This window comes from Xanthomonas pisi DSM 18956, from assembly GCF_001010415.1.
Taxonomy (GTDB): domain Bacteria; phylum Pseudomonadota; class Gammaproteobacteria; order Xanthomonadales; family Xanthomonadaceae; genus Xanthomonas; species Xanthomonas pisi.
Genome location: NZ_JPLE01000017.1, coordinates 116,388 through 140,909, shown reverse-complemented (window position 1 = coordinate 140,909; position 24,522 = coordinate 116,388). Strand labels below are relative to the sequence as shown.

At 64.5% G+C, this 24,522-nt stretch carries 22 protein-coding genes; 15 read left to right on the top strand and 7 right to left on the bottom strand.

The window, feature by feature from the left end:
* Nucleotides 1-338 precede the first annotated feature (338 nt).
* Nucleotides 339-2,555 (top strand): TonB-dependent siderophore receptor, encoded by a 2,217-nt coding sequence (locus tag Y887_RS05315; RefSeq protein WP_502362099.1) that lies wholly within the window; start codon nucleotides 339-341, stop codon nucleotides 2,553-2,555.
* A gap of 96 nt (nucleotides 2,556-2,651) precedes the next feature.
* Nucleotides 2,652-3,560 (top strand): alpha/beta hydrolase, encoded by a 909-nt coding sequence (locus Y887_RS05310; RefSeq protein ID WP_046963343.1) that lies wholly within the window; start codon nucleotides 2,652-2,654, stop codon nucleotides 3,558-3,560.
* A gap of 125 nt (nucleotides 3,561-3,685) precedes the next feature.
* On the opposite strand, the gene Y887_RS05305 is transcribed toward Y887_RS05310, so the two are convergent.
* Both Y887_RS05305 and msrC read right to left on the bottom strand, forming a co-directional pair.
* On the bottom strand, nucleotides 3,686-4,078 hold the full coding sequence (locus Y887_RS05305; protein WP_046963342.1) for a TfoX/Sxy family protein: 393 nt from the start codon (nucleotides 4,076-4,078) through the stop codon (nucleotides 3,686-3,688).
* On the bottom strand, nucleotides 4,075-4,557 hold the full coding sequence (gene msrC / locus Y887_RS05300) for a free L-methionine (R)-S-oxide reductase MsrC (protein ID WP_046963341.1): 483 nt from the start codon (nucleotides 4,555-4,557) through the stop codon (nucleotides 4,075-4,077). Before msrC ends, Y887_RS05305 begins: the two co-directional genes overlap by 4 nt.
* 118 nt (nucleotides 4,558-4,675) lie before the next feature.
* Here msrC and bioD point away from each other — a divergent pair, with 118 nt between their 5' ends.
* Entirely contained in the window at nucleotides 4,676-5,350 is a 675-nt protein-coding gene (gene bioD, locus Y887_RS05295) for a dethiobiotin synthase (protein ID WP_046963340.1), read from the top strand.
* 163 nt (nucleotides 5,351-5,513) lie between these two features.
* Here the strand turns inward: bioD and Y887_RS05290 are convergent, their stop codons facing one another.
* Together Y887_RS05290 and queD are read right to left on the bottom strand one after the other, a co-directional pair.
* Nucleotides 5,514-5,849 (bottom strand): phasin family protein, encoded by a 336-nt coding sequence (locus tag Y887_RS05290; RefSeq protein ID WP_046963339.1) that lies wholly within the window; start codon nucleotides 5,847-5,849, stop codon nucleotides 5,514-5,516.
* A 191-nt stretch (nucleotides 5,850-6,040) separates the two neighbouring features.
* Nucleotides 6,041-6,394 (bottom strand): 6-carboxytetrahydropterin synthase QueD, encoded by a 354-nt coding sequence (gene queD, locus Y887_RS05285; protein WP_046963388.1) that lies wholly within the window; start codon nucleotides 6,392-6,394, stop codon nucleotides 6,041-6,043.
* A 262-nt stretch (nucleotides 6,395-6,656) separates the two neighbouring features.
* Here queD and Y887_RS05280 point away from each other — a divergent pair, with 262 nt between their 5' ends.
* Together Y887_RS05280 and Y887_RS05275 are read left to right on the top strand one after the other, a co-directional pair.
* A complete protein-coding gene (locus Y887_RS05280) occupies nucleotides 6,657-9,278 on the top strand; it encodes a TonB-dependent receptor plug domain-containing protein (RefSeq protein WP_181113079.1) in 2,622 nt (873 codons plus the stop codon).
* 96 nt (nucleotides 9,279-9,374) lie between these two features.
* Nucleotides 9,375-11,660, top strand: coding sequence for a transferrin receptor-like dimerization domain-containing protein (locus tag Y887_RS05275; protein WP_046963337.1), 2,286 nt, complete (start codon nucleotides 9,375-9,377; stop codon nucleotides 11,658-11,660).
* 180 nt (nucleotides 11,661-11,840) lie between these two features.
* On the opposite strand, the gene Y887_RS05270 is transcribed toward Y887_RS05275, so the two are convergent.
* A complete protein-coding gene (locus tag Y887_RS05270; RefSeq protein WP_046963336.1) occupies nucleotides 11,841-13,229 on the bottom strand; it encodes a DEAD/DEAH box helicase in 1,389 nt (462 codons plus the stop codon).
* Between the two features lie 306 nt (nucleotides 13,230-13,535).
* On the opposite strand from Y887_RS05270, the gene Y887_RS05265 reads away from it, so the two are divergent.
* Nucleotides 13,536-14,594: a fumarylacetoacetate hydrolase family protein gene (locus tag Y887_RS05265; protein WP_181113097.1), complete on the top strand. Its 1,059-nt coding sequence runs from the start codon at nucleotides 13,536-13,538 to the stop codon at nucleotides 14,592-14,594.
* A gap of 43 nt (nucleotides 14,595-14,637) precedes the next feature.
* The gene (gene maiA, locus Y887_RS05260; protein WP_046963334.1) at nucleotides 14,638-15,300 is read left to right on the top strand and encodes a maleylacetoacetate isomerase; all 663 of its coding nucleotides are present in this window, start codon (nucleotides 14,638-14,640) and stop codon (nucleotides 15,298-15,300) included.
* A 444-nt stretch (nucleotides 15,301-15,744) separates the two neighbouring features.
* Here maiA and Y887_RS05255 read toward each other — a convergent pair whose 3' ends face one another.
* Nucleotides 15,745-16,878, bottom strand: a complete 1,134-nt coding sequence (locus Y887_RS05255; RefSeq protein WP_046963333.1) for a PilT/PilU family type 4a pilus ATPase — start codon at nucleotides 16,876-16,878, stop codon at nucleotides 15,745-15,747.
* A 99-nt stretch (nucleotides 16,879-16,977) separates the two neighbouring features.
* Between Y887_RS05255 and Y887_RS05250 the strand changes: the two genes are divergently transcribed.
* The 3 genes from Y887_RS05250 to Y887_RS05240 all read left to right on the top strand — a co-directional run bounded on the left by Y887_RS05250 (nucleotide 16,978) and on the right by Y887_RS05240 (nucleotide 18,820).
* Nucleotides 16,978-17,361 (top strand): DUF4398 domain-containing protein, encoded by a 384-nt coding sequence (locus Y887_RS05250; protein ID WP_046963332.1) that lies wholly within the window; start codon nucleotides 16,978-16,980, stop codon nucleotides 17,359-17,361.
* Nucleotides 17,358-18,248 (top strand): coiled-coil domain-containing protein, encoded by an 891-nt coding sequence (locus tag Y887_RS05245; RefSeq protein WP_046963331.1) that lies wholly within the window; start codon nucleotides 17,358-17,360, stop codon nucleotides 18,246-18,248. Before Y887_RS05250 ends, Y887_RS05245 begins: the two co-directional genes overlap by 4 nt.
* A gap of 353 nt (nucleotides 18,249-18,601) precedes the next feature.
* Complete coding sequence (locus tag Y887_RS05240) at nucleotides 18,602-18,820, top strand: HP1242/YdcH family protein (protein WP_005991804.1); 219 nt, start codon at nucleotides 18,602-18,604, stop codon at nucleotides 18,818-18,820.
* A 13-nt stretch (nucleotides 18,821-18,833) separates the two neighbouring features.
* On the opposite strand, the gene Y887_RS21415 is transcribed toward Y887_RS05240, so the two are convergent.
* Complete coding sequence (locus Y887_RS21415) at nucleotides 18,834-18,962, bottom strand: hypothetical protein (protein ID WP_281256855.1); 129 nt, start codon at nucleotides 18,960-18,962, stop codon at nucleotides 18,834-18,836.
* Between the two features lie 96 nt (nucleotides 18,963-19,058).
* On the opposite strand from Y887_RS21415, the gene Y887_RS05235 reads away from it, so the two are divergent.
* The 5 genes from Y887_RS05235 (at nucleotide 19,059) to Y887_RS05215 (ending at nucleotide 24,484) form a co-directional block, all read left to right on the top strand.
* The gene (locus Y887_RS05235) at nucleotides 19,059-20,429 is read left to right on the top strand and encodes a pyridoxal-phosphate dependent enzyme (protein ID WP_046963330.1); all 1,371 of its coding nucleotides are present in this window, start codon (nucleotides 19,059-19,061) and stop codon (nucleotides 20,427-20,429) included.
* Nucleotides 20,430-20,516: 87 nt separating this feature from the next.
* Nucleotides 20,517-21,731: a cystathionine gamma-synthase gene (locus Y887_RS05230; protein WP_046963329.1), complete on the top strand. Its 1,215-nt coding sequence runs from the start codon at nucleotides 20,517-20,519 to the stop codon at nucleotides 21,729-21,731.
* Nucleotides 21,724-22,542, top strand: a complete 819-nt coding sequence (locus tag Y887_RS05225; protein WP_046963328.1) for an ABC transporter permease — start codon at nucleotides 21,724-21,726, stop codon at nucleotides 22,540-22,542. The genes Y887_RS05230 and Y887_RS05225 overlap by 8 nt, the downstream gene beginning before the upstream one ends.
* Before the next feature lie 41 nt (nucleotides 22,543-22,583).
* Nucleotides 22,584-23,930, top strand: coding sequence for an ABC transporter ATP-binding protein (locus Y887_RS05220; protein ID WP_046963327.1), 1,347 nt, complete (start codon nucleotides 22,584-22,586; stop codon nucleotides 23,928-23,930).
* The gene (locus Y887_RS05215; protein WP_052764936.1) at nucleotides 23,927-24,484 is read left to right on the top strand and encodes a CatB-related O-acetyltransferase; all 558 of its coding nucleotides are present in this window, start codon (nucleotides 23,927-23,929) and stop codon (nucleotides 24,482-24,484) included. The genes Y887_RS05220 and Y887_RS05215 overlap by 4 nt, the downstream gene beginning before the upstream one ends.
* Nucleotides 24,485-24,522 lie beyond the last annotated feature (38 nt).

The window sequence follows — 24,522 nt, the reverse complement described above, 5'->3', positions numbered from 1 at the left end:
ACGCACGAGAACCGCACCGGCAGACAGCTGGCACGCGCACTGACCTGAAAGCGGTGCACACCGCGTGGCGACAATGCGTGCGCTGCTCCTGTCCCGCGAGAGCCGCATGGGGCTTCGCAGGCGCAGGCATTCTATTTGAGAATGAATCGCATCTGTGTAGAATGTGCGGACAGTCCTGACTGCGTCAGCGCCTGGCAAGCGCATCGTGCGCCTGCTGCACGCAGCACTCCCCCACGTATCACCTCAAGCCGTCGCCAGAGGTCCATCTCCTGTCGAGAGGTTTGAGAATGTCCGCATCACGCCGGCCATGGATGTCTGCGCCTGCACGTCGTCCCGTGTTGTCCCACCGTCAGCTGGTGCTGGCCATTGCGGTCGGTTGCAGCAGCTGCGTTTGTAGCGCATCAGCCGAAGACGCCGCGGCCGATCCGCAATCGCTGGACACCGTGCACGTCACCGCCGCGCAGATCGCACGCCAGGCCTTGGGGTCATCGGTGATCACCGCCGAAGACATCGAACGGCGCCCGCCGGTCAACGATCTGTCGCAGTTGCTGCGCACCATGCCGGGCGTCAACCTCACCGGCAACAGCGCCTCCGGCCAGTACGGCAATAACCGCCAGATCGATTTGCGCGGCATGGGCCCGGAAAATACGTTGATTCTGGTCGATGGCAAGCCGGTGGGATCGCGCGATGCGGTGCGCATGGGCCGCAGCGGCGAGCGCAATACGCGCGGTGACACCAACTGGGTGCCGGCCGAAGCGGTAGAACGCATCGAAGTGCTGCGCGGCCCGGCGGCGGCGCGTTACGGCTCCGGTGCCTCCGGTGGCGTGGTCAACATCATCACCAAGAAGCCCACCGGCGACCTGACCGGCTCGATGACGGTATTCGGTCTGGTACCGCAGCACGGTGCCGAAGGTGGTGGCCAGCGTGCCGGGTTCCAGCTCAGCGGGCCGTTGACCGATACGTTCTCGTTTCGCCTGTATGGAAACCTCAACAAGACCGATCCGGATGCGCTGGAGCTCAATCGCCGCTTTGCCAGCAGCGCCACCGCGGTTCCGCCGGCCGGGCGCGAGGGTGTGCGCAACAAGGACATCAACGGCCTGCTGCGCTGGGATCCCATGGAAGGCCAGGTGATCGAACTCGATGCCGGCTTCAGCCGCCAGGGCAATCTGTACGCCGGTGATCGTGCGGTCAGCGCCGATGGCCTGGCCGGTGCCGATCTGGGCGCACTGTTCGGCAGCGAAACCAACACCATGATCCGCCGTACCGCCTCGCTGACCCATCGCGGCACCTGGGCGCTCGGCAGCTCGCGCCTCACCGCCGCCTATGAAGGCACCGACAATACCCGCCTCAACGAAGGCCTGGCCGGCGGGCCGGAAGGCTCCATTGCCGCCAGCCTGCTCGATTCCACCGCCACGCTCGACAACCTCACTATCGATGGCGAGTTCAACATGCCGTTGCAGGCCTGGGCCGAGCAGGTGCTCACGCTGGGCTTCGAGCGCCGCCAGAGCCGCCTCAGCGATGCGTATTCGATGTCGCAGACGGTGAGCGCCGGCGGCGGCTTTCCCGGTCTTGCCAACGGCACGCGCAGCCCGCGCAGCGAGGCCACGCTCAGCGCGGTGTATCTGGAAGACAACATCTACGCCAGCGAGCGGCTGACGCTCACGCCCGGTGTGCGACTGGATCACCACAGCCAGTTCGGCAACAACCTCAGCCCCAGCCTCAACGTGCAGTACAAACTCGGCGAAGACTGGTTGCTCAAGGGCGGTGTCGCGCGCGCCTTCAAGGCGCCCAACCTGTATCAGTCCAACGCCAATTACCTGTACTACACGCGCGGCAATGGCTGCCCGGTGCTGTTCCCCAATCTCGGCTCGGGCTGCTATATCCAGGGCAACGACAACCTCGATCCGGAGACCAGCATCAACAAGGAGATCGGCATCGAGTGGGCGCCGCAGAGCGGCCACCATGCGTCGCTGACGTACTTCCACAATGCCTACGACGGCAAGATCGTCGCCGGTATGACGCCGGTCGGTATCACCGTCGACCGGCGCGGGCAGGTATTCCAGTGGACCAACGCATCGGAAGCGATCGTGCAGGGCGTGGAAGGCAATCTCACGTTGCCGCTGCTGGGCGAGCAGGGCGGCATGCTGAAGTGGAACACTAACGTCACCTACATGATCGAGAACAAGAACACCGCGACCGATCAGCCGCTGTCGGTGATCCCGGAATACACGGTCAACACCACGCTGGATTGGCAGCCGACCCAGGCGGTGTCGCTGCTGCTCACCGGGACCTTCTACGGCAAGCAGGAATCGGCCACGCAATCGAGCACCAGCGGCGGTGCCATCGCCCCCGACACGCGCGACCCCTACGATCTGTGGGGCGTCAGTGCGCGTTACCGGATCACCCGCAAGGTCAGCGTGGGCGTCGGTGTGGACAATCTGTTCGACACCCGGTTGTTCCGCGAAGGCACCAACAACACCGGCGGTGCGGCGGGTGCAGCCACCTACAACGAACCCGGTCGCGCGTATTGGGCGAGCCTGAGTTTCGGTTTCTGACAGCGTTGCGGCGCTGCGTGCGAACGTGCGCGCCGCAACAAGGAGAGTGCAATGACGCGACAGCATCGTTGGCGGCTTGCGTGTGCCGGTGTCCTGATGTGGATCGTCGGCGCTATGCCGGCGTTCGCACAGCCGGATCTGAGCCGCACGATCGGCAGCACCGTCGCCGATCGTCCCAGTGCCTCGTATGACTTCAGCGCGTTGCGCCTGGACTCGGCCGACGGTCGACGCCATTACCGCGTGCGCATCGCCACACCCAAGGCTGCGCCGCCCGTCGCCGGTTATCCGGTGGTGTATCTGCTCGATGGCAACGCCGCACTGATGGAGCTGGATGAGCGCCTGCTCGACAGCCTCTCGACTGACGGCGATGCGCCGGTGCTGGTGTTCATCGCCGACGACAGCGCGTTGCGCATCGATGCGGTGGGGCGCAGCCTGGATTACACGCCTGCGCGATTTGGCGATGGCCGGGTGGAAACCGATCCCCTGAACCCGCAGCGCAGAACCGGCGGTGCGGCGGCGTTCGCGCAGCTGATTGCAACGGGCATTCGCCCGCAGGTGGAAGCGCGCGTGGCGGTGAACCGTCAGCGGCAGACGCTATGGGGTCATTCGTATGGTGGGCTGTTCGTGCTGCAGGTGTTGCTGACGCAGCCGCAGCTGTTCCAGCACTACGTCGCGGTCGATCCGTCGCTGTGGTGGGGCGATGGGTTTCTCGTCCGGCAGGCGCAGCGCCTGGTCGATGACGCACACGCAGCTTCTGCGAGCACTCGGCCAGACAAGCGCCGTCTGACACTGATGGCGGGCGAGGGCGGCACGCCGGCCAACGCTACAAAACCGGAGCGTCCCGGGCGGCCACGGGCAGATCCACATGCGGCAAAGAATCTCGTCACCCTGCTGTCGTCGTTACCCGGCCTCACCGCGGACTATCAACCGCTGCCAGGCCTCAGCCATGGTCAGACGCTGGGCGCATCGCTTGCGCCAACGTTGCGGGACGCAGCGGCGCGTTGATGACGCCAGATCAAGCAAACGCTCGAAATACATCGATCTAGAAAGCAACAAGCACGCTATTGCCGGGCGCCGCGCGAGCGCCATGCGCGCACGCGCACACGCCTGCGGCATCTCGGCGCAAGCATTCAATCCTCGCGCGTCTGGCTCAGGTCCGCAGCGTCATCGTCTGCTTGGAGCATCTCGCCATGCGTATCGTCGTTGTCGGCCCGCGCGTAGTGCACGGTTTCCACCGGCCCGGCGACCGCGCGGCCGCGCACCGGCAATAGCGCACTGGCCGCCTCGTATTCGGCCAGCAAGGCATGCCGCCGCGCTTCCGGCACGTCCTGCCAATGGCAATCGGTCAAGGCGCCTTCCAGCGAATACAGCAGATTGAGGCTGGGCTTGAAACCGGCGCGGCGGACTTTGACGAATGCGCCTACCGCACCCACCGCCTGCAGATCCTGCTGCGTGCGCAGGCCGACCTGACGCAGCCACGCCGCACTTTTCGGGCCGATATTGCGCAGCCGTTCGGTGGTCACGTCAGCGCGCCGACGAAGACTTGCGCGATGGCTTCCAGGCCGCGCTGATCGTCCGCATCGAAGCGATCCAGCTCCGGACTGTCCAGATCCAGCACGCCGATCAAGGTATCGCCCTTGACCAGCGGGATCACCAGTTCCGAGCGCGACGCTGAATCGCAGGCGATATGCCCGGGAAACGCGTCCACGTCGGCAATGCGCTGGCTTTGCCGGGTGCTGGCGGCCGCGCCGCACACGCCCTTGTCCAGCGGAATGCGCACGCAGGCCGGCAAGCCCTGGAAGGGACCAACCACCAGCTCGCGGCCATCGTAGAAATAGAAGCCGGCCCAGTTGAGCGACGGCAGCGAATTGAAGATCAGTGCGGCCAGATTGGCGGCATTGGCGATCCGGTCCGGCTCGCCGTGCACCAGGGCCTGGGCCTGGGCGGTGAGCTGGGCATATTGTTCCGGCTTGCTGCCGGTCAGCGAAGAGGTGGCGAACATGGCCGAAGTTTAGCAGCGGCCATCCGCAGCGGCATTGCGACTCAGCCGCGCGTCCGGATCCGCGCGTTATGCTGCGCGCCCTCCCGGCAAACGGCGGCGCGGCCGCAGGATCGAACGTATGCAGCATCCGGCGTTGTATGTCACCGGCACCGACACCGGCATCGGCAAGACCATGGGCAGTACGGCGCTGCTGCACGCGCTACGCGGACGCGGGCATACCGCAGTGGGGATGAAGCCGGTCGCCAGTGGCTGCGAACAGACGCCGGATGGCTGGCGCAATGAAGACGCGCTGGCGCTGCAGGCGGCCAGCGTCCCGCAGCCGGACTACGCCACCCTGAACCCCTACGCCTTGCCCGCACCGCTGGCACCGGAGCTGGCCGCCGCCGATGTCGGCGTCACCCTGTCGCTGGACCCGATCGCCCGCGCCTTCGCGCAATTGCGTCGCCAGGCCGATGTGGTGGTGGTCGAAGGTGTCGGTGGCTGGGCCGCGCCGCTCAGCGCCGATCTGGACCAGGCCGATCTGGTCCGCGCGCTGCAATTGCCGGTGGTGCTGGTGGTCGGCGTGCGGCTGGGCTGCATCAACCACGCCCGCCTGACCGCCGCCGCCATCGCCGCCGACGGACTGGAGTGCATCGGCTGGATCGCCAACGAGGTGGACCCGCAGATGGAGCGCGTCGAAGCAAACATCCAGATGCTGCACCAGCGTCTGGGGATGCCGTGCTGGGGGCGGATCCGTTGGCGCCCGGGCGCCGATGCCGCCAGCCAGGCGCAGGAGCTGCGGCTACCGATCTAGCCGCGCCGGCTGCAACCGCGCCAGTGCCGATCGCCGCGCGCAAGCCGCGGCGATCGGCCGCCCGGCAAACGCACAATAAAAAAGCCCGACAGAGGGAGGGATCTGTCGGGCCGGATTGCACGGGGGGAGGGACCCATGCAAAGACGCTGAATTTTGGTGGCCGTTACTTGCGCCGTGTCCTGCCTGTTGCGCCGGCGTGTTCGCTGCCGGTATCGAACTGCTGCTTGGCGAACTGCCCAAGCTCGCTGGACATCTTCAATCCCATCCCGACCACTTCCTGATTGGCCGAAGCCAGCCGTTCCAGGTTGTCGCGGGCCAGTTGCAGGCCTTTCGGCCAGAGCGTCTGGTAGGACCCCAGGTCGCGTGCCTGCGCAAACTCACCGAAGAACGTGGTGGTTGCGTTGACGTTCTGCTCCAGCGTGTCCAATGCCAACTGATTGGCACGTGCTGCGGCAGAGGCGAACTGACTGGTGAAGCTGTTATCGAACTGCGCCGACATTGCGAACCCCTTGGGGAAAGCCGTGACCGTTTGTTGCGTTGCAGCATACGCGGATATTGGTGCGATGCAACACGTTTCCTGAAGTTTTCCCAAACTTTGTTCAAATCCATTTGAATTCAAACGGTTGGCGATGCGTCAGAAACGACGAAGCCGCCTGGCAGGCGGCTTCGGATCGAACATTGCGCACGCGGTCAACCGCGGTAGCGGCAGCCGGACGTGCAGGTTTCATGCACCACGATTTCGCTCAACTGCGGCAGCGCCGGCTTGAGCTGCTGCCAGATCCAGATCGCCAGCCGCTCGCTGGTCGGGTTCTCCAGCCCCTCGATGTCATTGAGGTAGTGATGGTCCAGGCGGTCGTAGATCGGCTTGAAGGCCGCCTTGATGTCGCCGAAATCCATGATCCAGCCGCTGTCGGCATCCGGTTCGCCGCTGACGTGCAGCTCGACCCGGAACGAATGCCCATGCAGCCGGGCGCACTTGTGGCCGGGCGGCACATTGGGAAGCCGATGCGCGGCTTCGAGCGTAAAGACTTTGAAGATATCCATGCGCGACATTGTAAGTGCGCCGGTGCCTGCCGGGCTGCCCCGAGCATGGCGATACGGCGCATCTTCGCCCTCGCATCGCACCCGACACGCGTCGGCCGCGTCTCACCGGACGCACGCAGTCCGACGTGCGGCTTAGCGCGTCCGGCCGCCGGTATGTGTCACAGCGCGTCATATCTCTATGCAGATCTGTAATTTTTGTTAATCGATTGCGCATGGCCCACTGCAAAACCCCCATTCATGGATGCCGTGCGTGAAGCGCCCGATGCCTTATCTGCTGTCTGCTGCCGTTCTGTCGGCGCTGATTCCCCTTGCCCATGCCGACGACGCGACACCCGACACGGGCAAGACCCTGGCCACCGTCAGCGTCACCGGCTCCAACATCAAGCGCACCGACAGCGAAGGCCCGAACCCGGTCCAGGTGATCGACCGCCAGCAGCTGGAGCAGTCCGGCAAGGTCACCGTCGCCGACGCGCTGCGCTCGATCTCGGCCAACACCGGCAACGCCACCAACGAAACCACCAACAACGGCTGGGCGTCCGGCTCGGCGGGCATCGGCCTGCGCGGGCTGTCGCAGAAGAACACCCTGGTGCTGCTCAACGGACGCCGCCTGGCCAACTACGGCTTTCCCGCCAATGGCCTGGGCGACACCTTCGTCAACCTCAATGCATTGCCGCTGGTGGCAGTGGAGCGCATCGAAGTGCTCAAGGACGGCGCCTCGGCCGTGTACGGCTCCGATGCGGTGGCCGGGGTGGTCAACATCATCACTCGCCAGGATTTCCAGGGTGCCGAGCTGGGCTTGAGCGGCGGCACCTCCGACCAGGGCGGCATGGATACCCAGCGTGCCACCTTCATCGGCGGCATTGGTGACCTGGACCGCGATGGCTACAACATCCTTTTCAGTGTCGATGCCTACAACCGCGATCGGCTGGATCAGGATCAGCGCGCGCTGACCCGCTCGGGCATCTACACCGACCTGCCCGGCGGGCGCTGGAACGGCTGGTCGGCCAAGGGCGCGCGCTACCTGGTCGGCGGCCGCTCGGTGCCGATGCTGGATGCGCAAGGCAACTGCCCCACCGGCACCGTGCTGACCGCCAGCGCGCCGATCGACGGCCTGGCCGGCGATACCTGCGGCTTCAACCAGGCACCGTTCACCACGCTGATTCCCTCGACCAAGCGCTATCAGGCCTATACCAACGCCACCTTCCGGCTCAGCGACAGCGTCGAGGCGTTCGGCGAGGCGCTCTACAGCGAGGTCAAGGGCGTATCGATCTTCGGCTCCAGCCCGTACTTCACACTGGAAGGCGGCCGCTTCGCCTTGAACGCCACCAGCGGGCTGGCCGAGCCGGTGTCCAACCTGTTGCCGGCCTCCAGCCCGTACAACCCGTACGGCACTGCGGTGCCGATCGAATACACCTTCTTCGACCTGGGCCAGACGGTCAAAACCAATCGCTCGCAGTCCTACCGCTTTCTCGGCGGCGTGCGCGGCAAGACCGAACGCTGGGATTGGGAGGCGGCTGCGTTCGCCGCACGCAGCACCGAGCACGAGACCGTCTCCGGTGGCTTCGCCAACCGCTTCGCGCTGGCGCAGGCGCTGGCTGACGGCAGCTACAACCTGCTCGACCCGTCCGCCACGCCGCAGTCGGTGATCGACGGCATCAACCTCAGCACGCTGCGCCCGGCACAATCGACGCTGCGCGGCGTCGATGCCAAGGTGTCCGGCAACCTGCTCGAACTGCCGGCCGGCAGCGTCGGGTTCGCCGCCGGCGCCGAGTGGCGGCAGGAGGAGCTGGTCTCGCGCAATCCCTGGCAGATCGACCAGGGCCTGCAGATCCGCCCCGCCATTGCCGCGGTGGACGGCGAGCGCAGGGTGTCGGCGCTGTATGCCGAGGTCAACCTGCCGCTGCTGCGATCGCTAGAACTGCAGCTGGCCGGGCGCGGCGATCACTACAGCGATTTCGGCGAGGCGTTTTCGCCCAAGGCCAGCCTGCGCTGGCAACCGCTGGACGCCGTGCTGGTCCGCGCGGCCGCCTCGCGCGGCTTTCGCGCACCGTCGTTGTCGGAGAATGCGGCCAGCACCAACATCTCCTACGGCTCGGTGGTCGACCCGTTCGATCCGGACGTGCCGGGCTCGCGCCAGAACCCGACCTTCTTCACCGTCGGCAACACCGCGCTCGAACCCGAGCGCACGCGCAGCTACAACCTGGGCGTGGTGCTGTCGCCGTGGGCAGACACCAGCCTGAGCGTGGACTGGTACAAGATCGAACTGGAGCATCTGGTCGGCACCGGCAACAACGCCACCATCGTGCAGAACAACGACCCGGCCGACGTGATCCGCAACGAGCGCGGCACGCTGGTAGCGGTATACAACCGTTATCAAAATCTCAGCGAGCTGACGACCTCCGGTCTCGATGTCGAACTGCGCCAGCGCTGGCGCACCGAAGCGGCCGGCAACTTCGGTCTCAATACCGCTTACACCCATGTGCGCGATTACCGTCGCCCCACCGTGGTCGGTGGCCCGTTGCAGGATTACGCCGGCAGCAATCTCGGCCCGTCGCTGCCACGCAACAAGGCCACCACCACGCTGGACTGGAACCTGGGCACGGTGAGCGCCGCGCTGACCTGGTACTACACCGGCGGCTACGACCAGAAGGCCAGCGCGGCGGCCAGTGCCGTGCAGTCGCGCGTGGGCGACTACAACCAGTTCGACCTGTATCTGGGTTACACCGGCATCGACAAGCTGACCCTGTACGCCAAGGTCGAGAACCTGGCCGACAAGCAACCGCCGGTCGACGCCTCGTTCCCGGGCATTCGTGCGCCCTACGACTTCACCCAGTACGACCTGCGCGGGCGTTATTTCACCGTGGGGCTGGACTATCGATTCTGATCGGCACACGCACGCCCGTGCGATGGGGCGTACGTGCTCCAGCGTCCTGTCTCAACCCAATCGCCGTTCGCCCCCGGACACTTTCAAGGAACCCCGATGATGTCTTCGCCGCATGCCTGGCTGCTCGCCCTGGCCTTTGTCGCACCTTCCCTCGCCGCCCAACCTGCGGCCCAACCTGTTGCGCTTCCGGGTTATGACGCCGCTGCCGCACAGGCGCAGCGCGCGCTGGAAGCGCGTTTCGATAGCGGTCTGAAGGACGCCGATTATCGCGGCTGGTTGAAGCAATGGGCGTCGGCGCCCAACCATGTCGGCGCGCCGCACAACCTCGAAAACGCCCGCGATCTGCAAAGCCGCCTGCGCGGCTATGGGTGGGATGCGCGCATCGAAACCTTCCAGGTGCTGTGGCCCTCGCCCAGGAGCTCGCAGCTGGAATTGCTCGGGGCCAAGCCGTATGTCGCCCGTCTCAAGGAGCCGCCGCTGCCGGGCGACAGCACCTCCACCCAGACCGAAAACGTGCTGCCGCCGTATGTGATCTACGGCGGCAATGGCGATGTCACCGGCGATCTGGTCTACGTCAATTACGGCATCGCCGAAGACTACGAAGCGCTGGCGCGCAACGGCGTGGATGTGCGCGGCAAGGTCGTCATCGCCCGCTACGGCAAGGGCTGGCGCGGGCTCAAGCCGCGCTTGGCGCAGGAGCATGGCGCGATCGGCGCGATCATCTACTCCGATCCGCGCGACGACGGTTATTTTCAGGATCGGGCGTATCCGGATGGCCCGGCGCGCAACCAGTGGAGCGTGCAACGCGGCTCGGTCGCCAATTTCGCGATCTATCCCGGCGATCCGCTCACCCCGGGCGTTGGCGCAAGCAAAGGCGCCAAACGCCTGAAGATCGACCAGGCCGGCAGCGTGTTGAAGATCCCGACCCTGCCGATCAGTTGGGGCGACGCGCAGCCATTCCTGGCCGCGCTGGGCGGGCCGGTGGCACCGGAAGACTGGCGCGGCGCGCTGCCGATCACCTACCGCATCGGCGGCGACGGCACCGCGCGCGTGCATCTGAAAGTGGATGCGGAATGGGGCAGCAAGACCATCTACAACGTCATCGCCACCCTGCGTGGCAGCGAATATCCGGATCAGTGGGTGGTGCGCGGCAATCACCGCGACGGCTGGGTATTCGGTGCGGCCGATCCGCTCTCGGGCACCACCGCCTTGCTGGCCGAAGCCAAGGCGATCGGCGAGCTGGCCAAGCAGGGCCAGCGTCCCAAGCGCACGCTCGTCTACGCCAGCTGGGATGGCGAAGAAGCCGGCTTGCTCGGCTCTACCGAATGGGCCGAGCAACACGCCGATGAGTTGCGCCGCAAGGCGGTGCTGTACGTCAACACCGACGGCAACGGGCGCGGCTTTCTCAATGCCGGCGGCAGTCACGCGTTGCAACGGTTGGTCAACAGCGTGGCGGCCGATGTGCAGGATCCGGACAGCGGCGTGAGCGTGCTCGAACGGCAACGCGCCCGTGCCCGCATCGACGCATTGGCAACCACCGCCAAGCCCGCACAGAAAGACATTGCCAAGCAGGCCGCGGCCGGCGGCGACGTGCCGCTCAAGGCGCTGGGCTCGGGCAGCGACTACAGCCCGTTCCTGCAGCATCTGGGGCTAGCCACTTTGGATCTGGGCTATGGCGGGCAGGGCGGCGGTAGCGGTGTCTATCACTCGCTGTACGACTCCTACGATTACTTCGCGCGCTACATCGACCCGGATTTCAGCTATCTGCCGCTGTTGTCGCAGACGGTCGGCCGCACGGTGTTGCGCGTCGCCAACGCACCGGTATTGCCGCAGCGCTTCGGCGACTTCGCCGATGCGGTGTCCGGCTACGCGCAGGAACTCAAACAACAGGCCGACAGCGATCGTACTGCCGCACGCACGCAGGCCGAGTTGTTGCAGGCCGGTGCCTACGCGGCAGTCGACAATCCCAATCGCCCGCAACGTGCCCCGGAGCCGAAAGTGGCGGTGCCGGAGATCGATTTCACCGCATTGGATCAAGCCATCGCCCGCCTGCAAACCAGTGCCAAACGCTATGACCAAGCCCTGGTATCGCGCGGCGGCAGGCTTGATGTAGGTGTGCGCGTCAAGCTCAACGTCTCGCTGCAGCGCATCGATCAGACCCTGTTGGCCGAGGGCGGTTTGCCGGGGCGGCCGTGGTACCGCAATCTGATCTACGCCCCCGGCCTGGCCACCGGCTACGAGGTCAAGACCCTGCCCGGCATCCGCGAAGCGCTGGAAGACCGGCGTTGGGACGATCTGAGCGCCTACATCGTGCAGACCGCCGCAGTGCTGGATCGCTACCGCGAGGCAATCGATCGCAACACCGCATTGATCGAAGGCTAGGCGGCGAGGACGCGGTCTGACAGGTGTCATCCCGGTGCAAGCAAGCTGCGTCGTACGCCTCTGGCATGCGCCGTTAGCGACACGCCACATTGCCCGGCATGCACCAACAAAAAAGCCGCCCCGAAGGGCGGCTTTTTTTATTACCTCGTGTCTTTGCGCCGGTGACCCGGCGCGCGGCATTCAGCGGCTACCGCTACCGCTCGGACGCTGACCGCCACGGCCACCATCGCGACGGCCTGCACCAGCACCGGCATTGGCCTGACGCGGACCGCTGCTGCGCTGGCCACCCGGCTTCTTCGGGCCGGCATGCGCATGCGCCTGACGCGGTGCATCGCCATGCGGACGACGGGCGTGGCTCTTGCGCGGGGCGCGATCGCCACCCGGCTGCTCGGCACGGCCCGGGGCGCTGTTGCCCCAGCGGATCGGGGTCTGCGGCTCGTAACCGGGCACGTCGCGGATTTCCACGTCGCGGCCCAGCATGCGCACGATCTGGCGCAGCAGCTTGGCTTCGTCCTGGGCCACCAGCGAGATCGCCTCGCCGGTCGAACCGTTACGGCCGGTGCGGCCGATGCGGTGCACGTAATCCTCGGCCACCATCGGCAGGTCGTAGTTGATGACCTTGGGCAACTGGTCGATGTCGATGCCGCGCGCGGCGATATCGGTGGCCACCAGCACGGTCACGCGGCCGGCCTTGAAGTCGCTCAACGCGCGCATGCGCTGGCCCTGGCTCTTGTTGCCATGGATCGCCGCGGTCTTGATGCCGGACTTCTCCAGGAACAGCGCCAGCTTGTCGCTGCCGTGCTTGGTGCGGGCGAACACCAGGGTCTGCTCGCGGCTGTCCTGCGCCAGCAGGTGCAGCAGCAGATCGCGCTTGCGCGCGCCATCGACCGGGTGCACGCGGTGGGTGATGCTCTCGGCCACGGTGTTGCTCGGGGTGACCTGGATCTGCATCGGGTTGCGCATGAACTCCAGCGCCAGTTGCTTGATGTTCTCCTCGAAGGTGGCCGAGAACAGCAGGGTCTGACGGTCCTGGCGCGGCAGCTTGGTCAGGATGCGCTTGATCGACGGCAGGAAGCCCATGTCGAGCATGCGATCGGCTTCGTCCAGGATCAGCACTTCGATGCCGGACAGATCCACGCTGCGGCGCTCGATATGGTCGATCAGCCGGCCCGGGCAGGCGATCAGCAGGTCCACGCCGCGACGCAGGGTATCGAGCTGGTTGCCCATGCCGACGCCGCCGTAGATCACGGCGCTGGGAATGCGCAGGTACTTGCTGTAACCGCGCAGGCTGTCGTGCACCTGGGTGGCCAGCTCGCGGGTGGGGGTCAGGATCAGCGCGCGCGGCTTGCGCGGACCGTTGACCGGCTGCGGGCTGGTGCCCAGGTGCTGCAGCAGCGGCAGGCCGAACGCGGCAGTCTTGCCGGTGCCGGTCTGCGCGCCGGCCAGCAGGTCATGACCGGCCAGCACCAGCGGGATCGCCTGCTGCTGGATCGCAGTGGGGGTTTCATAGCCCTGCTCGGCCAACGCGCGCAGCAGGAAGGGCGCCAGGCCCAGGGATTCAAAAGACATCAGGAAGCTCCAAGTAAAGCGTCGCCACCAGGCCAGGCCCGGAGCGCAAACGCATTGCAGATGCAAAAAGTGAGGCTCGGAGCGTTCCCGTGAACCGCGCTGCGAGATGGTGGAACAACCCAATCAAGAAGCGATGGGTTTGTCGGCACCACGAAAGGCGTCGGGTGGGGCGGGCGAGCGGATCGAGCGATCCTGGCCTCGCCGGCGGTCCCAAAGGGAAACGGACGGCCGCATGCAGACCCGGCAAGTGTACGCGCCTTTGGCGCGCTGCACAAAATTCCGGCACCGCGTTGTGCTCCGGGTCAGCTGTTTCAGGCGCAACCATTGCTGCGCCAGGTCGTACAATCGGCGCATCAGCCACAGCACAGGATGGTCATGAAGCTAGGTTCCCTGAAGGAAGGCGGCCGCGATGGCAGCCTGATCGTGGTCTCGCGCGACCTGAGCAAGGCCGTGCATGCCACCGGCATCGCGCCGACGCTGCAGCGCGCGCTGGAAGACTGGAGCAACGTCGCGCCACGGTTGAACGCCCTGTCTGCCGCGCTCGACGAGGGCAGCGCCGATGGCGTCTTCGATCTGGATCAGCAGGCACTGGCCGCGCCGCTCCCGCGCGCATACGAGTTCGTCGATGGCAGCGCGTACCTGCCGCATGTCGAGCGCGTGCGGCGCGCGCGCAACGCCGAGGTGCCGGAGAGCTTCTACACCGACCCGCTGATGTACCAGGCCACCAGCGCCGGCTTCTACGGCCCGCGCGACGCCATCAAGGTGATCAGCGAGGAGTACGGCATCGATCTGGAAGCGGAGATCGTGGTGATCACCGACGACGTGCCGATGGGCGCATCGCCCGAACAGGCGGCCGCGCATATCCAGCTGATCGGCCTGGTCAATGATGTCTCGCTGCGCAACCTGATCCCGGCCGAGCTCGCCAAGGGGTTTGGGTTCGTGCAGTCCAAGCCGCGCTCGGCGCTGTCGCCGGTGTTCGTCACCCCCGACGAGCTGGGCGATGCCTGGCGCGACAGCAAGGTCCATCTGCCGCTGGTGACCCATGTCAACGGCGCCTGGTTCGGTGCGCCGGAGGCGGGCAACGACATGCAGTTCGATTTCGCCCAGCTGATCGCCCATGCCGCCAAGACCCGCCCGTTGTCGGCCGGCACGATCGTCGGGTCCGGCACCATCGCCAACGAAGACACCACGCTGGGCGCGTCGTGCTTCGCCGAACAGCGCGTGGTCGAGACCTTGCGCGATGGCAAGCCGAGCACGCCGTTCATGGCGTTCGGCGATGTGGTGCGGATCGAGATGTTCGATGCCGGCGGCGCCAGCGTCTTCGGTGCGATCGAGCAGCGCGTCGAACGGCAGCCCTTGCCATGACGCGCAGCGTCCTGCCGGCGGGCGCGGTCACCGGCGGGCGGGCATGAGCGCGGCGCTGGAGCTGTTTTCGTACTGGCGTTCGAGCGCGGCGTATCGCGTGCGCATCGGGCTGCATCTGAAGTCGCTGGCCTATGTCACCCATCCGGTGCATCTGGTGCGCGACGGCGGGGAGCAGCATGCTGCAAGCTATGCGCAGCTCAACCCGCAGCAGCTGGTACCAACGCTGCGCCACGGCGCGGTGGTGATTCCGCAGTCGCTGGCGATTCTGGACTATCTGGAAGAGGCCTTTGCGGACAGCGCGCAGCTATTGCCGGCAGCCCCGGCCGACCGCGCCCGCGTGCGCGCGCTGGCCCAGGTCATTGCCTGCGATGTGCATCCGCTCAACAATCTGCGCGTCACCCAGTTCCTCGAACGCACCTGGCAAGTGGATGCCGCGCAACGCCAGGACTGGACGCAGCATTGGATGCGGCATGGCTTTGCGGCGCTGGAATCCCGATTGGCCAGCGATCCGCACACCGGCACGTTCTGTCATGGCGACACGCCGGGCCTGGCCGATTGCGTGCTGATCCCGCAGCTCTACAACGCGCATCGGTTCGACGTCGATCTGGCGCCGTATCCGACCCTGCGACGCATCGAGCAGGCCTGCCTGGCGTTACCGGCCTTCGATGCGGCACGGCCTGAAATGCAGGTCGATGCGGTGGCGTGAGGGTAAACACGCTGCAGCCCTCATCCGCCCTTCGGGCACCTTCTCCCGTGGTACGGGAGAAGGGCAATCAACCTTCGGGCACCTTCTAGCGTGGTATGGGAGAAAGGCAGCCGCCCATCCACTCTTTGGGCAGCTTCTCCCGTGGTACGGGAGAAGGGCAATCAGCCACCCATCCGCTCCTGGCGGATATCGCCACGCCAGGCAGCGGTCGTAATGCAAGTTTGAAGGGTTCGGAGCCGGCACCCCAGAAGCATCGCACGGCCGCCGACCTGCCTTCTCCCGCAAGCGGGAGGCCGTCAATCATCCTTCTCCCGCAAGCGGGAGAAGGTGGCGCGCAGCGCCGGATGAGGGAGCTTGTGCCAGCGGCAACACGCTGGGAACACGTAGCGCCGACAGCCAGGGCTGATCCGTGCGGCCGCCTGGCGTTTCTGGCGACCCGACCGATCAGATGAACCCGTGACTGATCTTCGGGGCCGAGGCCACTTCGTAATCCGCATACGGGTCGTGCTCGCCGGAGCCGCCTTCGGACAGCCGGAACTTCAGCGCCAGGCCGTCGCGCGAGTCGGCGGCGCGCAGCGCTTCCTCCTGCTCGATTTCCCCCGATTTGACCATGCGGAACAGACATTGGTCGAAGGTCTGCATGCCTTCCTCCAGCGATTCTTCCATCGCCGCCTTGACCTCGTGTACCTGGCCGCGACGCAGCAGGTCGCGGATCATCGGGGTATTGAGCAGCACTTCGGTGGCCGGGCGACGGCGACCATCCACGCCCTTGACCAGGCGCTGCGAGACCACTGCGCGCAGATTCAGCGCCAGGTTCATCAGCACGTTCTTGTGCGCGCTTTCCGGAAAGAAATTGAGGATGCGTTCGATGGTCTGGTCAGCGTTGTTGGAGTGCAACGTGGCCAGGCATAGGTGGCCGGTCTCGGCGAAGGCGATCGCCGCCTCCATGGTCTCGGCATCCAGGATTTCGCCGATCAGGATCACGTCCGGCGCTTCGCGCATCGCGTTCTTCAGCGCGCTCTGGAAGGCGTGCGTGTCCAGGCCCACCTCGCGCTGGTTCACGATCGACATCTTGTGCTTGTGCAGATATTCGATCGGGTCCTCGATGGTGAGGATGTGCCCGGTGGTGGTGCTGTTGCGGTGGTCGATCATCGAGGCCAGCGAGGTCGACTTGCCGGAGCCGGTCGAACCGACCACCAGCACCAGCCCGCGCGGGGTCATGATGACGTCCTTGAGTACCTGCGGCAGGTTGAGCTCTTCGATGCTCGGGATCCGGCTGCGGATGGCGCGGATCACCATGCCCACCTCGCCGCGCTGCTTGAACACGTTCACGCGGAAGCGGCCGGCGTCGGGCAGGGCGATGGCCATGTTGAGCTCGAGCTCGCGCTCGAACTGCGGTACCTGGCCTTCGTCCATCAATGAGTAAGCGATTTTCTTGACCATCCCCGGCGGCAACCCCGTATTGCCGAGCGGGTAGAGCTTGCCTTCGATCTTGATGTACACCGGCGCGCCGGTGGTCAAGAACATGTCCGAGGCATTCTTTTCGGTCATCAGCTTCAGGAAGTAGCCGATATCCATGCGCAATGGTTCCCCAACAAACAGCAGCGTCTCGTTGCAAGTCCGCCGCAGGCTTCCGACAATGGCCGTGCTCGAGACTTCCTCGCTACGGCTCCCCTAATGACGGCTAGCTTCGCATACTTGCGGCGATCCCTGTATGGCATCGCCTGTTTCATGGTTCTTTCCTCTCCGGCCGCCGCCCAGGTGGCACCGGAGCTCACCGCCGCCGAACAGGCCGTGCAACGCGCCACCCAGGCCGATGCCGACCAATACGCCCCGGATCTGGTCAACCTGGCCCGCCAGGAACTGATGCAGGCCCAGCAGGCACAGCTGGACAAGCGCCAGCGCAAGCAGGTCCCGCAGATCGCCCTGCGCGCCGCCGCCGATGCCGATCTGGCCAAGGCGCGCAGCGAAGAGGCCGTGGTCAGCGCCCAGCTGGAGCAACGGCGCAAGGAAGTGGCGCAGCTGCAGAACAGCCTCAACACCGGGGAGAGCGGCCGATGAAATTGCGCCCCTTCCTTTATATCGGTGTGCTGAGCCTGGCCACGCTGCCGTCGCTGGCGATGGCGGCCAAGGACGACCCGCAGGCCGACGCGCTCAATCGGCGCCTGGCGGCGCTGCAGAACGACCCGCAGACCGGCGACCTGGCCCGCTACGAGCGCCTGCAGGCCCAACAGACCGTGGCCGCGCTGGCCGAGGCCAAGCGGCGCGACCGCGATGAGCTGGTGTTTCTGGCCGACCGCCGGGTCGAGATCGCCGAGCTCACCGCCCGCACCGCGCTGGCACGGCGCGAGCTCGACCGCCTGGAAGGCACCCGCAACGACCTGCTGATCGAAGCCAGCCGCCGTGACGCCTCGCGCGCCCGGCAGGAGGCCGAGCGTCTGCGTGTGCAGGCGCAGATTCAGGCCGAGGAGGCCGAGCGCATGCGTCAGGCCGCCGAACAGGAAACCCTGGCCCGCCAGGATGCCGAGCTGGCGCTGACCAATGTGGCCGGCAAGCAGACGGCCAAGCTCAACGCCGCCCAGCAGAAGGCGCTCCAGCTGGCGCACGAGGAGGCCGAACTGGTGGCAGGGGCCAAGCTGCCGTCGTCCAAGGTGGACAGCCGCGGCGAAGTGTTCTCGCTGGGTAGTGGTGCGTTCGGCGGCAAGGCGGCGTTGTCTGGCGATGCCGCCGGGCAGGCCAAGGCGCTGGCCGAGTATCTCAACATCGGCAAGAAGGGCCGGGTCAGCATCGTGGGCTTCGACAGCGATGCAGGCGTGGCCAAGAAGCGTGCCGAGGCGCTTCGCGATGCGTTGGTCGCCGGCGGCGTTGCGGGATCGCGGTTGCAGGTCAGTGGCAGCAAGGGTGCCGCCAGCAAGACGCGCGCGGCCGAGGTCGTTGTCGCTCCATAATGCAAGTGGTTGGAAGTTAAGGCCTTTTAACCCGGGCATGACGCCCGGTTGAACCGCGGTCACTGATTGACGCAAGGAACGGCAAAAGCAGCCGTTCCGGCCTTGAACCCCCTCCGCGACCGGCGTAGGGTCGTACCTCCGGGCAGCAACTCCGCCGCCCGGAAAGTACGGAGGGCCGGGTCAGTGACGCAAGGGCACGCAGCGACGCACGCAGTTGCAACAGGTAGTGGGTTTACCAGTGCGTCTACCGTGATGACCTTTGCCAACGCGACTCGCGGGTCTTCCATTCCCAAGCAGCGCCCTGTGCCGTTCGCGGCCGGGGCGTTCTTGTTTTAAGTGAAGGAGGTAACGCCATGTTCGAAGGGCAACCGCAGACCGAAATCGACGCATTGATCAAGTCCGATCCCGAGTTCAAGCAGCTGTACCAACGCCACAAGCTCTTGAACAAGAAATGCATGGATGCCGAACTTGGGGTACTCCCCATCGACGATGTGACCTTGGGCCAGATGAAACGCGAAAAATTGCAGGCCAAGGAAAAGCTCACCCGGATGTACGACCAGCTCACGCACTGATCCTTCCCCACCGTCAGAACAAGTTCACCGTCGCGGGCGGTGGCGGCCTCCTCGTCGGCTTGCCACCGTCCGCGTCCTTGTTTTGACCGATGCCCGCGCCGCCACGCGCCAGTGTTTTGAGCAGTTGAGCACGCTCGTTCATAGGCGAGCACGATCGTTTCCCGCCTGGATGAGCATTCCCCGGCGGTTCGTCGGATAATGACCGGTCTAGCCCGCGCGGCGCAGCGACGATATCCCGATGGCGATTCATTCCTCCGTACTCGAACTGATTGGCAACACGCCGATCGTCAAGGCCCAGCGCCTGGACACCGGTGTCTGCGAGCTGTTCCTCAAGCTGGAGGCGAACAATCCCGGCGGATCGATCAAGGATCGCATCGGCCTGTCGATGATCGAAGCGGCCGAACGGCGCGGCGATCTCAAGCCCGGCGCCACACTCGTGGAAGGCACCGCCGGCAACACCGGCCTGGGTCTGGCCCTGGTGGCGCAGCAGAAGGGCTACCAGCTGATCCTGGTGGTGCCGGACAAGATGAGCCGCGAGAAGATCTTCAATCTCAAGGCCATGGGCGCCAATGTGGTGCTGACCCGGTCGGACGTGGCCAAGGGCCACCCGGAGTATTACCAGGACCTGGCCGCCAAGATCGCCGCCGAGACTCCTGGCGCGTATTTCATCAATCAGTTCGGCAACCCGGACAACCCGGCCGCGCACGAATTCGGGACCGGTCCGGAAATCCTGGCGCAGATGGACGGCCAGCTGGACGCGATCGTGTTCGGCTGCGGCAGCTCCGGCACCATGACCGGCCTGTCGCGCGCCTTTGCGACCGCTTCGCCGCACACCGAGCTGGTATTGGCCGACCCGGTGGGTTCGATCCTGACCCAGTACATCGAGGAAGGGACGGTCAGCGAGAAGTCCGGCAGCTGGCTGGTCGAAGGCATCGGTGAAGATTTTCTGCCGGACATCTCTGACTTCACCCGGGTCAAGAAGGCCTATTCGATCAGCGATGCCGAAAGCTTCCACACCGCGCGCGAGCTGCTGGCCAAGGAGGGCGTCCTCGGCGGCTCGTCCACCGGCACCTTGCTGGCTGCGGCGCTGAAGTATTGCCGCGAGCAGACAACGCCCAAGCGCGTGCTGGTGTTCGTCTGCGATACCGGCAACAAGTATCTGTCGAAGATGTACAACGACTACTGGATGCTCGACAACGGCTTCCTGGAACGCCCGCAACACGGCGACCTGCGCGACCTGATCCTGCGCCCGTACAACAAGCGCGATACCGTGGTGGTAGGCCCGAAGGACCTGCTGACCACCGCCTATCAGCGCATGAAGCTGTATGACGTGTCGCAGCTGCCGGTGATCGACGACGGCGAACTGGTCGGCATCGTCGACGAGAGCGACGTGCTGCTGCATGTGTACGGCGATGAAGCGCGTTTTCGCGATCCGATTTCTACCGCAATGGTCAGCAAGCTCGACCGCCTGGATGTCGCATCGCCGATCGAAGCGCTGCTGCCGGTGTTCGATCGCGGCCAGGTCGCCATCGTCATGGATGGCAAGCAGTTCCTCGGCCTGATCACCCGCATCGACCTGCTCAACTATCTGCGCCGCCGCGTGCAGTGACCGCGCAATGCCGCGCGCTGCTGAGGCGCGCGGCATTGGCCGTTCAGACCCGCTTGATACAATCGCCCACTTTTTCCGGGAACCTCCATGTCCAACAGCACGACCAAAGGCCACGATGGCGAGCGCGCATTGGCGCATGCAACGCTGGCGATCCATGGAGGGCAGTCGCCAGATCCCAGCACCGGCGCAGTGATGCCGCCGATCTATGCGACGTCCACCTACGCGCAGTCCAGCCCCGGCGAACATCAGGGCTTCGAGTATTCGCGCACGCATAATCCGACGCGCTTTGCCTACGAGCGCTGCGTTGCCGCGCTGGAAGGCGGCACGCGCGCGTTCGCGTTTGCCTCGGGCATGGCCGCCACGTCCACCGTGATGGAACTGCTGGATGCCGGCAGCCATGTCGTGGCGATGGACGACCTGTATGGCGGCACCTTCCGCCTGTTCGAGCGCGTGCGTCGCCGCACCGCCGGCCTGGATTTCAGCTTCGTCGACCTGACCGACCCGGGCGCTTTCGAAGCCGCAATTCGTCCCGATACCAAGATGGTCTGGATCGAAACCCCGACCAACCCGATGCTCAAGCTGGTCGACATCGCGGCGATTGCCGCCATCGCCCGCAAGCACGGCCTGCTGATCGTGGTCGACAACACCTTCGCCTCGCCGATGCTGCAGCGCCCGCTCGGCCTTGGTGCGGACATCGTCGTGCATTCGGCCACCAAGTACCTCAACGGCCACTCGGACATGGTCGGCGGCATCGCGGTCGTTGGCGATAATGCCGAGCTTGCCGAACAGATGGCGTTCCTGCAGAACTCCATCGGCGGCGTCCAAGGCCCGTTCGACAGCTTCCTCGCCTTGCGCGGATTGAAGACCTTGCCGCTGCGCATGCGCGCGCACTGCGAGAACGCCCTGGCTCTGGCGCAGTGGCTGGAAACCCACCCTGCGATTGAAAAGGTTATCTATCCGGGCCTTGCCTCGCACCCGCAGCATGCGCTTGCGAAAAGCCAGATGTCCGGCTTCGGCGGCATCGTCTCGATCGTGCTCAAGGGCGGGTTTGAGGCAGCCAAGCGCTTCTGCGAAAAGACCGAACTGTTCACCCTGGCCGAATCGCTCGGCGGTGTGGAAAGCCTGGTGAACCATCCCGCCGTCATGACCCACGCCTCGATTCCCGTGGCTCGCCGCGAACAGCTTGGTATCAGCGATGCGCTGGTGCGGCTGAGTGTGGGGGTTGAGGATTTGGGGGATTTGCGGGGGGATTTGGAGCGGGCGCTTGGCGCGGCCGAAAAGGGAACGGCCGAAAATGCGTAATCCCTTGTCCGTCCTGTCGGCTGTCCATAGTCTGCGACAGCACCGAAAGCTTATTTACCAATTGGCAAAGCGCGAGGTGCTGGGGCGTTACCGTGGCTCCATCGTCGGACTAGCTTGGTCATTTTTTAATCCGTTGCTGATGCTCGCGGTGTACACCTTCGTTTTCTCTTATGTGTTCAATGCACGCTGGGCAGGATCGGCGCAAGGTAGTAGGTCCGAGTTCGCGGTGGTTCTGTTTGCAGGCATCATGGTCCATGCTTTTCTTTCCGAGTGCATCAGTAAGGCGCCAAATTTGGTGCTGGGTAACGCGAGCTACGTAAAGAAGGTGGTGTTTCCACTGGAAATCCTGACCTGGTCTGCAGTGGCATCGGCATTCTTCCACATGCTGATTACCCTGGCAGTGCTGCTTATTGCGCAATATTTCCTGCTCGGGCGACTACCGCTGACCGTGTTGTATTTCCCGCTCGTCATTTTCCCGTTGGTGTTGGTCTCAACCGGCGTCACTTGGTTCTTTGCGGCACTAGGCGTGTACTACCGTGATATCGGGCAGATCACCGGACTACTGGCAACCGTGTTGTTGTTCATGAGTCCCGCGTTGTATCCAGTCTCTTCATTGCCGCCAAGCATGCAGAAGCTGATTTACCTCAATCCGCTCACTTTCATCATCGAGCAATCGCGCAACGTGTTGATGTGGGGCTTGCCGCCAGATTGGTCGGGGCTATTGAAGTACTTCATCGGAAGCGTGGTGCTTGCCTACCTTGGTTACTACTGGTTCCAACTGGTCCGTCGCGGATTCGCGGACGTTGTTTGACAGTGGTATCCACATTCGACACTGAACTAAGGGCTCCCCCAATGCCAGAGTTGGCAATCCAGGTTTCTGGCGTTTCCAAGTGTTATCAGGTCTACGACAAACCACACGACCGGATTAAGCAGGCTGTCGTGCCGCGCATGCATCGCGCGCTCGGCCTAGAGTCCCGGCGCTATTTCAAAGAGTTCTGGGCGCTGCATGACCTTTCTTTCGAGGTCCGCAAGGGCGATACAGTCGGCATTATCGGGCGGAATGGTTCGGGCAAGTCGACGCTGCTGCAGATGATCTGCGGCACGCTCACTCCCAGTACTGGTGACATCAAAGTAAAAGGACGGGTTGCTGCGTTACTGGAACTCGGCGCGGGTTTCAATCCCGAATTCACTGGGCGCGAAAACGTGTTCATGAGTGCAGCCATCCTTGGTCTGAGCCACGAGCAGGTCGTCGAGCGCTTTGATCGGATCGTGGCCTTCGCCGATATCGGCGATTTCGTCGATCAGCCGGTCAAGGTGTATTCCAGTGGTATGTACGTGCGTCTGGCGTTTGCGGTGATCGCGCATGTCGATGCAGACATCCTGGTGGTCGACGAAGCGCTAGCTGTAGGAGACGCGGTGTTCGTGCAAAAATGCATGCGCTTTCTGCGTTCTTTCCGCGAGCGCGGTACGTTGTTGTTCGTCAGTCATGACACCAACTCGGTCCTGAGCTTTTGCCAGTCCGCGATTTGGCTGGACAAAGGCGTAATGCGCATGCACTCCAGTGCGCAGGAAACCACCCAGGCTTACATCGAGTATTGCGCCCAGGAAAGTTATGGCGATGAGGTGAAACTGCAGGCGCTGGATCGCCGGCAGATCAAAGGCAGCATATCCCCGAGTGGACGGGCGCCGATCAAGCCTGTCGAAGAAGTCACTTTGGAGATGTTCGACAACATCGCCCATTCGGATGGATGGAAGTCAGGCGAGGCAAGCATTGAAAAAGTCTCGTTGACCAACATTGACGATCCCTCGCGGCCTTTTTTCTATGGTGGCGAGCATGTTCTGCTGCGGATTTCGGCACAGGTTCACCGTGACATGAATAGCCCGATTATCGGGTTTTTCGTCAAAGACAGTCTTGGGCAGTCTTTGTTCGGTGAACATACCTATACCCATGTGCAGCCACCAATGGAGTTGAAAGCTGGACAGGCAGTGGAGGCCGAGTTCGAGTTTTACCTGCCATTGCTGCCGAATGGCGACTACTCAATGACGGTGTCCATCGCAGAGGGCGACCCGGTGACTAACACTCAGCATCATTGGCTGCACGATGCGGTGATCTTGAAAGTTTCCTCGCCGACCTTGCGTTACGGACTAGTCGGCATTCCTTTCGACCGAGTACAGATGCAGATGGTGAATAAGCCGTGAGCGGATACGCAAGCCAGATCGCTCCGTTGCTTAGCCATGATCCACGTGTGGAGGTCGGTCGCTTTACCTACGGCAATCCGCAATTCAAGGTGTGGGGCGATGACGAGTCGGTGAGTGTCGGGGCATTTTGCTCGATCGCGGAAGAAGTCGTCATCTTCGGTGGTGGCGAGCATCGCAGCGAATGGGTGACGACCTTTCCGTTACGCATTGCATTTGGTGATGCTCTCGCCGGACGCGACGGCCATCCGGCGACCAAGGGGCCGACGCGGATCGGCAACGATGTATGGATCGGCTATGGCGCGACCATTCTTTCCGGTGTGACTGTGGGCGATGGCGCGATCATTGGTGCGCGCGCTGTGGTTACGCGCGACGTAGCGCCGTATTCGGTAGTGACGGGCAACCCTGCACGCCAGGTGAAGATGCGTTTCACGCCCGAACAGGTCGACGCGTTGATGCGTATCTGCTGGTGGGATTGGCCGATCGAGGAGATCCATGCGCGGCAGTCCGATCTTTGTGGCGGTAGCGTGGAAGCGTTCGTCCAGCGATTTCGTTAAACCAGACGGCACATAGGCCATCGGCCTTGTTGCTCCAG

Bases quoted from the DNA above. Each gene is read 5' to 3' on its own strand.
- Y887_RS05310 (WP_046963343.1), top strand. From the start codon at position 2,652: ATGTGGATCGTCGGCGCTATGCCGGCGTTCGCACAGCCGGATCTGAGC.
- msrC (WP_046963341.1), bottom strand. From the start codon at position 4,557: ATGTTCGCCACCTCTTCGCTGACCGGCAGCAAGCCGGAACAATATGCC.
- bioD (WP_046963340.1), top strand. From the start codon at position 4,676: ATGCAGCATCCGGCGTTGTATGTCACCGGCACCGACACCGGCATCGGC.
- Y887_RS05290 (WP_046963339.1), bottom strand. From the start codon at position 5,849: ATGTCGGCGCAGTTCGATAACAGCTTCACCAGTCAGTTCGCCTCTGCC.
- queD (WP_046963388.1), bottom strand. From the start codon at position 6,394: ATGGATATCTTCAAAGTCTTTACGCTCGAAGCCGCGCATCGGCTTCCC.
- Y887_RS05280 (WP_181113079.1), top strand. From the start codon at position 6,657: ATGCCTTATCTGCTGTCTGCTGCCGTTCTGTCGGCGCTGATTCCCCTT.
- Y887_RS05275 (WP_046963337.1), top strand. From the start codon at position 9,375: ATGATGTCTTCGCCGCATGCCTGGCTGCTCGCCCTGGCCTTTGTCGCA.
- Y887_RS05270 (WP_046963336.1), bottom strand. From the start codon at position 13,229: ATGTCTTTTGAATCCCTGGGCCTGGCGCCCTTCCTGCTGCGCGCGTTG.
- maiA (WP_046963334.1), top strand. From the start codon at position 14,638: ATGAGCGCGGCGCTGGAGCTGTTTTCGTACTGGCGTTCGAGCGCGGCG.
- Y887_RS05255 (WP_046963333.1), bottom strand. From the start codon at position 16,878: ATGGATATCGGCTACTTCCTGAAGCTGATGACCGAAAAGAATGCCTCG.
- Y887_RS05250 (WP_046963332.1), top strand. From the start codon at position 16,978: ATGACGGCTAGCTTCGCATACTTGCGGCGATCCCTGTATGGCATCGCC.
- Y887_RS05245 (WP_046963331.1), top strand. From the start codon at position 17,358: ATGAAATTGCGCCCCTTCCTTTATATCGGTGTGCTGAGCCTGGCCACG.
- Y887_RS05240 (WP_005991804.1), top strand. From the start codon at position 18,602: ATGTTCGAAGGGCAACCGCAGACCGAAATCGACGCATTGATCAAGTCC.
- Y887_RS21415 (WP_281256855.1), bottom strand. From the start codon at position 18,962: ATGAACGAGCGTGCTCAACTGCTCAAAACACTGGCGCGTGGCGGCGCG.
- Y887_RS05235 (WP_046963330.1), top strand. From the start codon at position 19,059: ATGGCGATTCATTCCTCCGTACTCGAACTGATTGGCAACACGCCGATC.
- Y887_RS05230 (WP_046963329.1), top strand. From the start codon at position 20,517: ATGTCCAACAGCACGACCAAAGGCCACGATGGCGAGCGCGCATTGGCG.
- Y887_RS05225 (WP_046963328.1), top strand. From the start codon at position 21,724: ATGCGTAATCCCTTGTCCGTCCTGTCGGCTGTCCATAGTCTGCGACAG.
- Y887_RS05220 (WP_046963327.1), top strand. From the start codon at position 22,584: ATGCCAGAGTTGGCAATCCAGGTTTCTGGCGTTTCCAAGTGTTATCAG.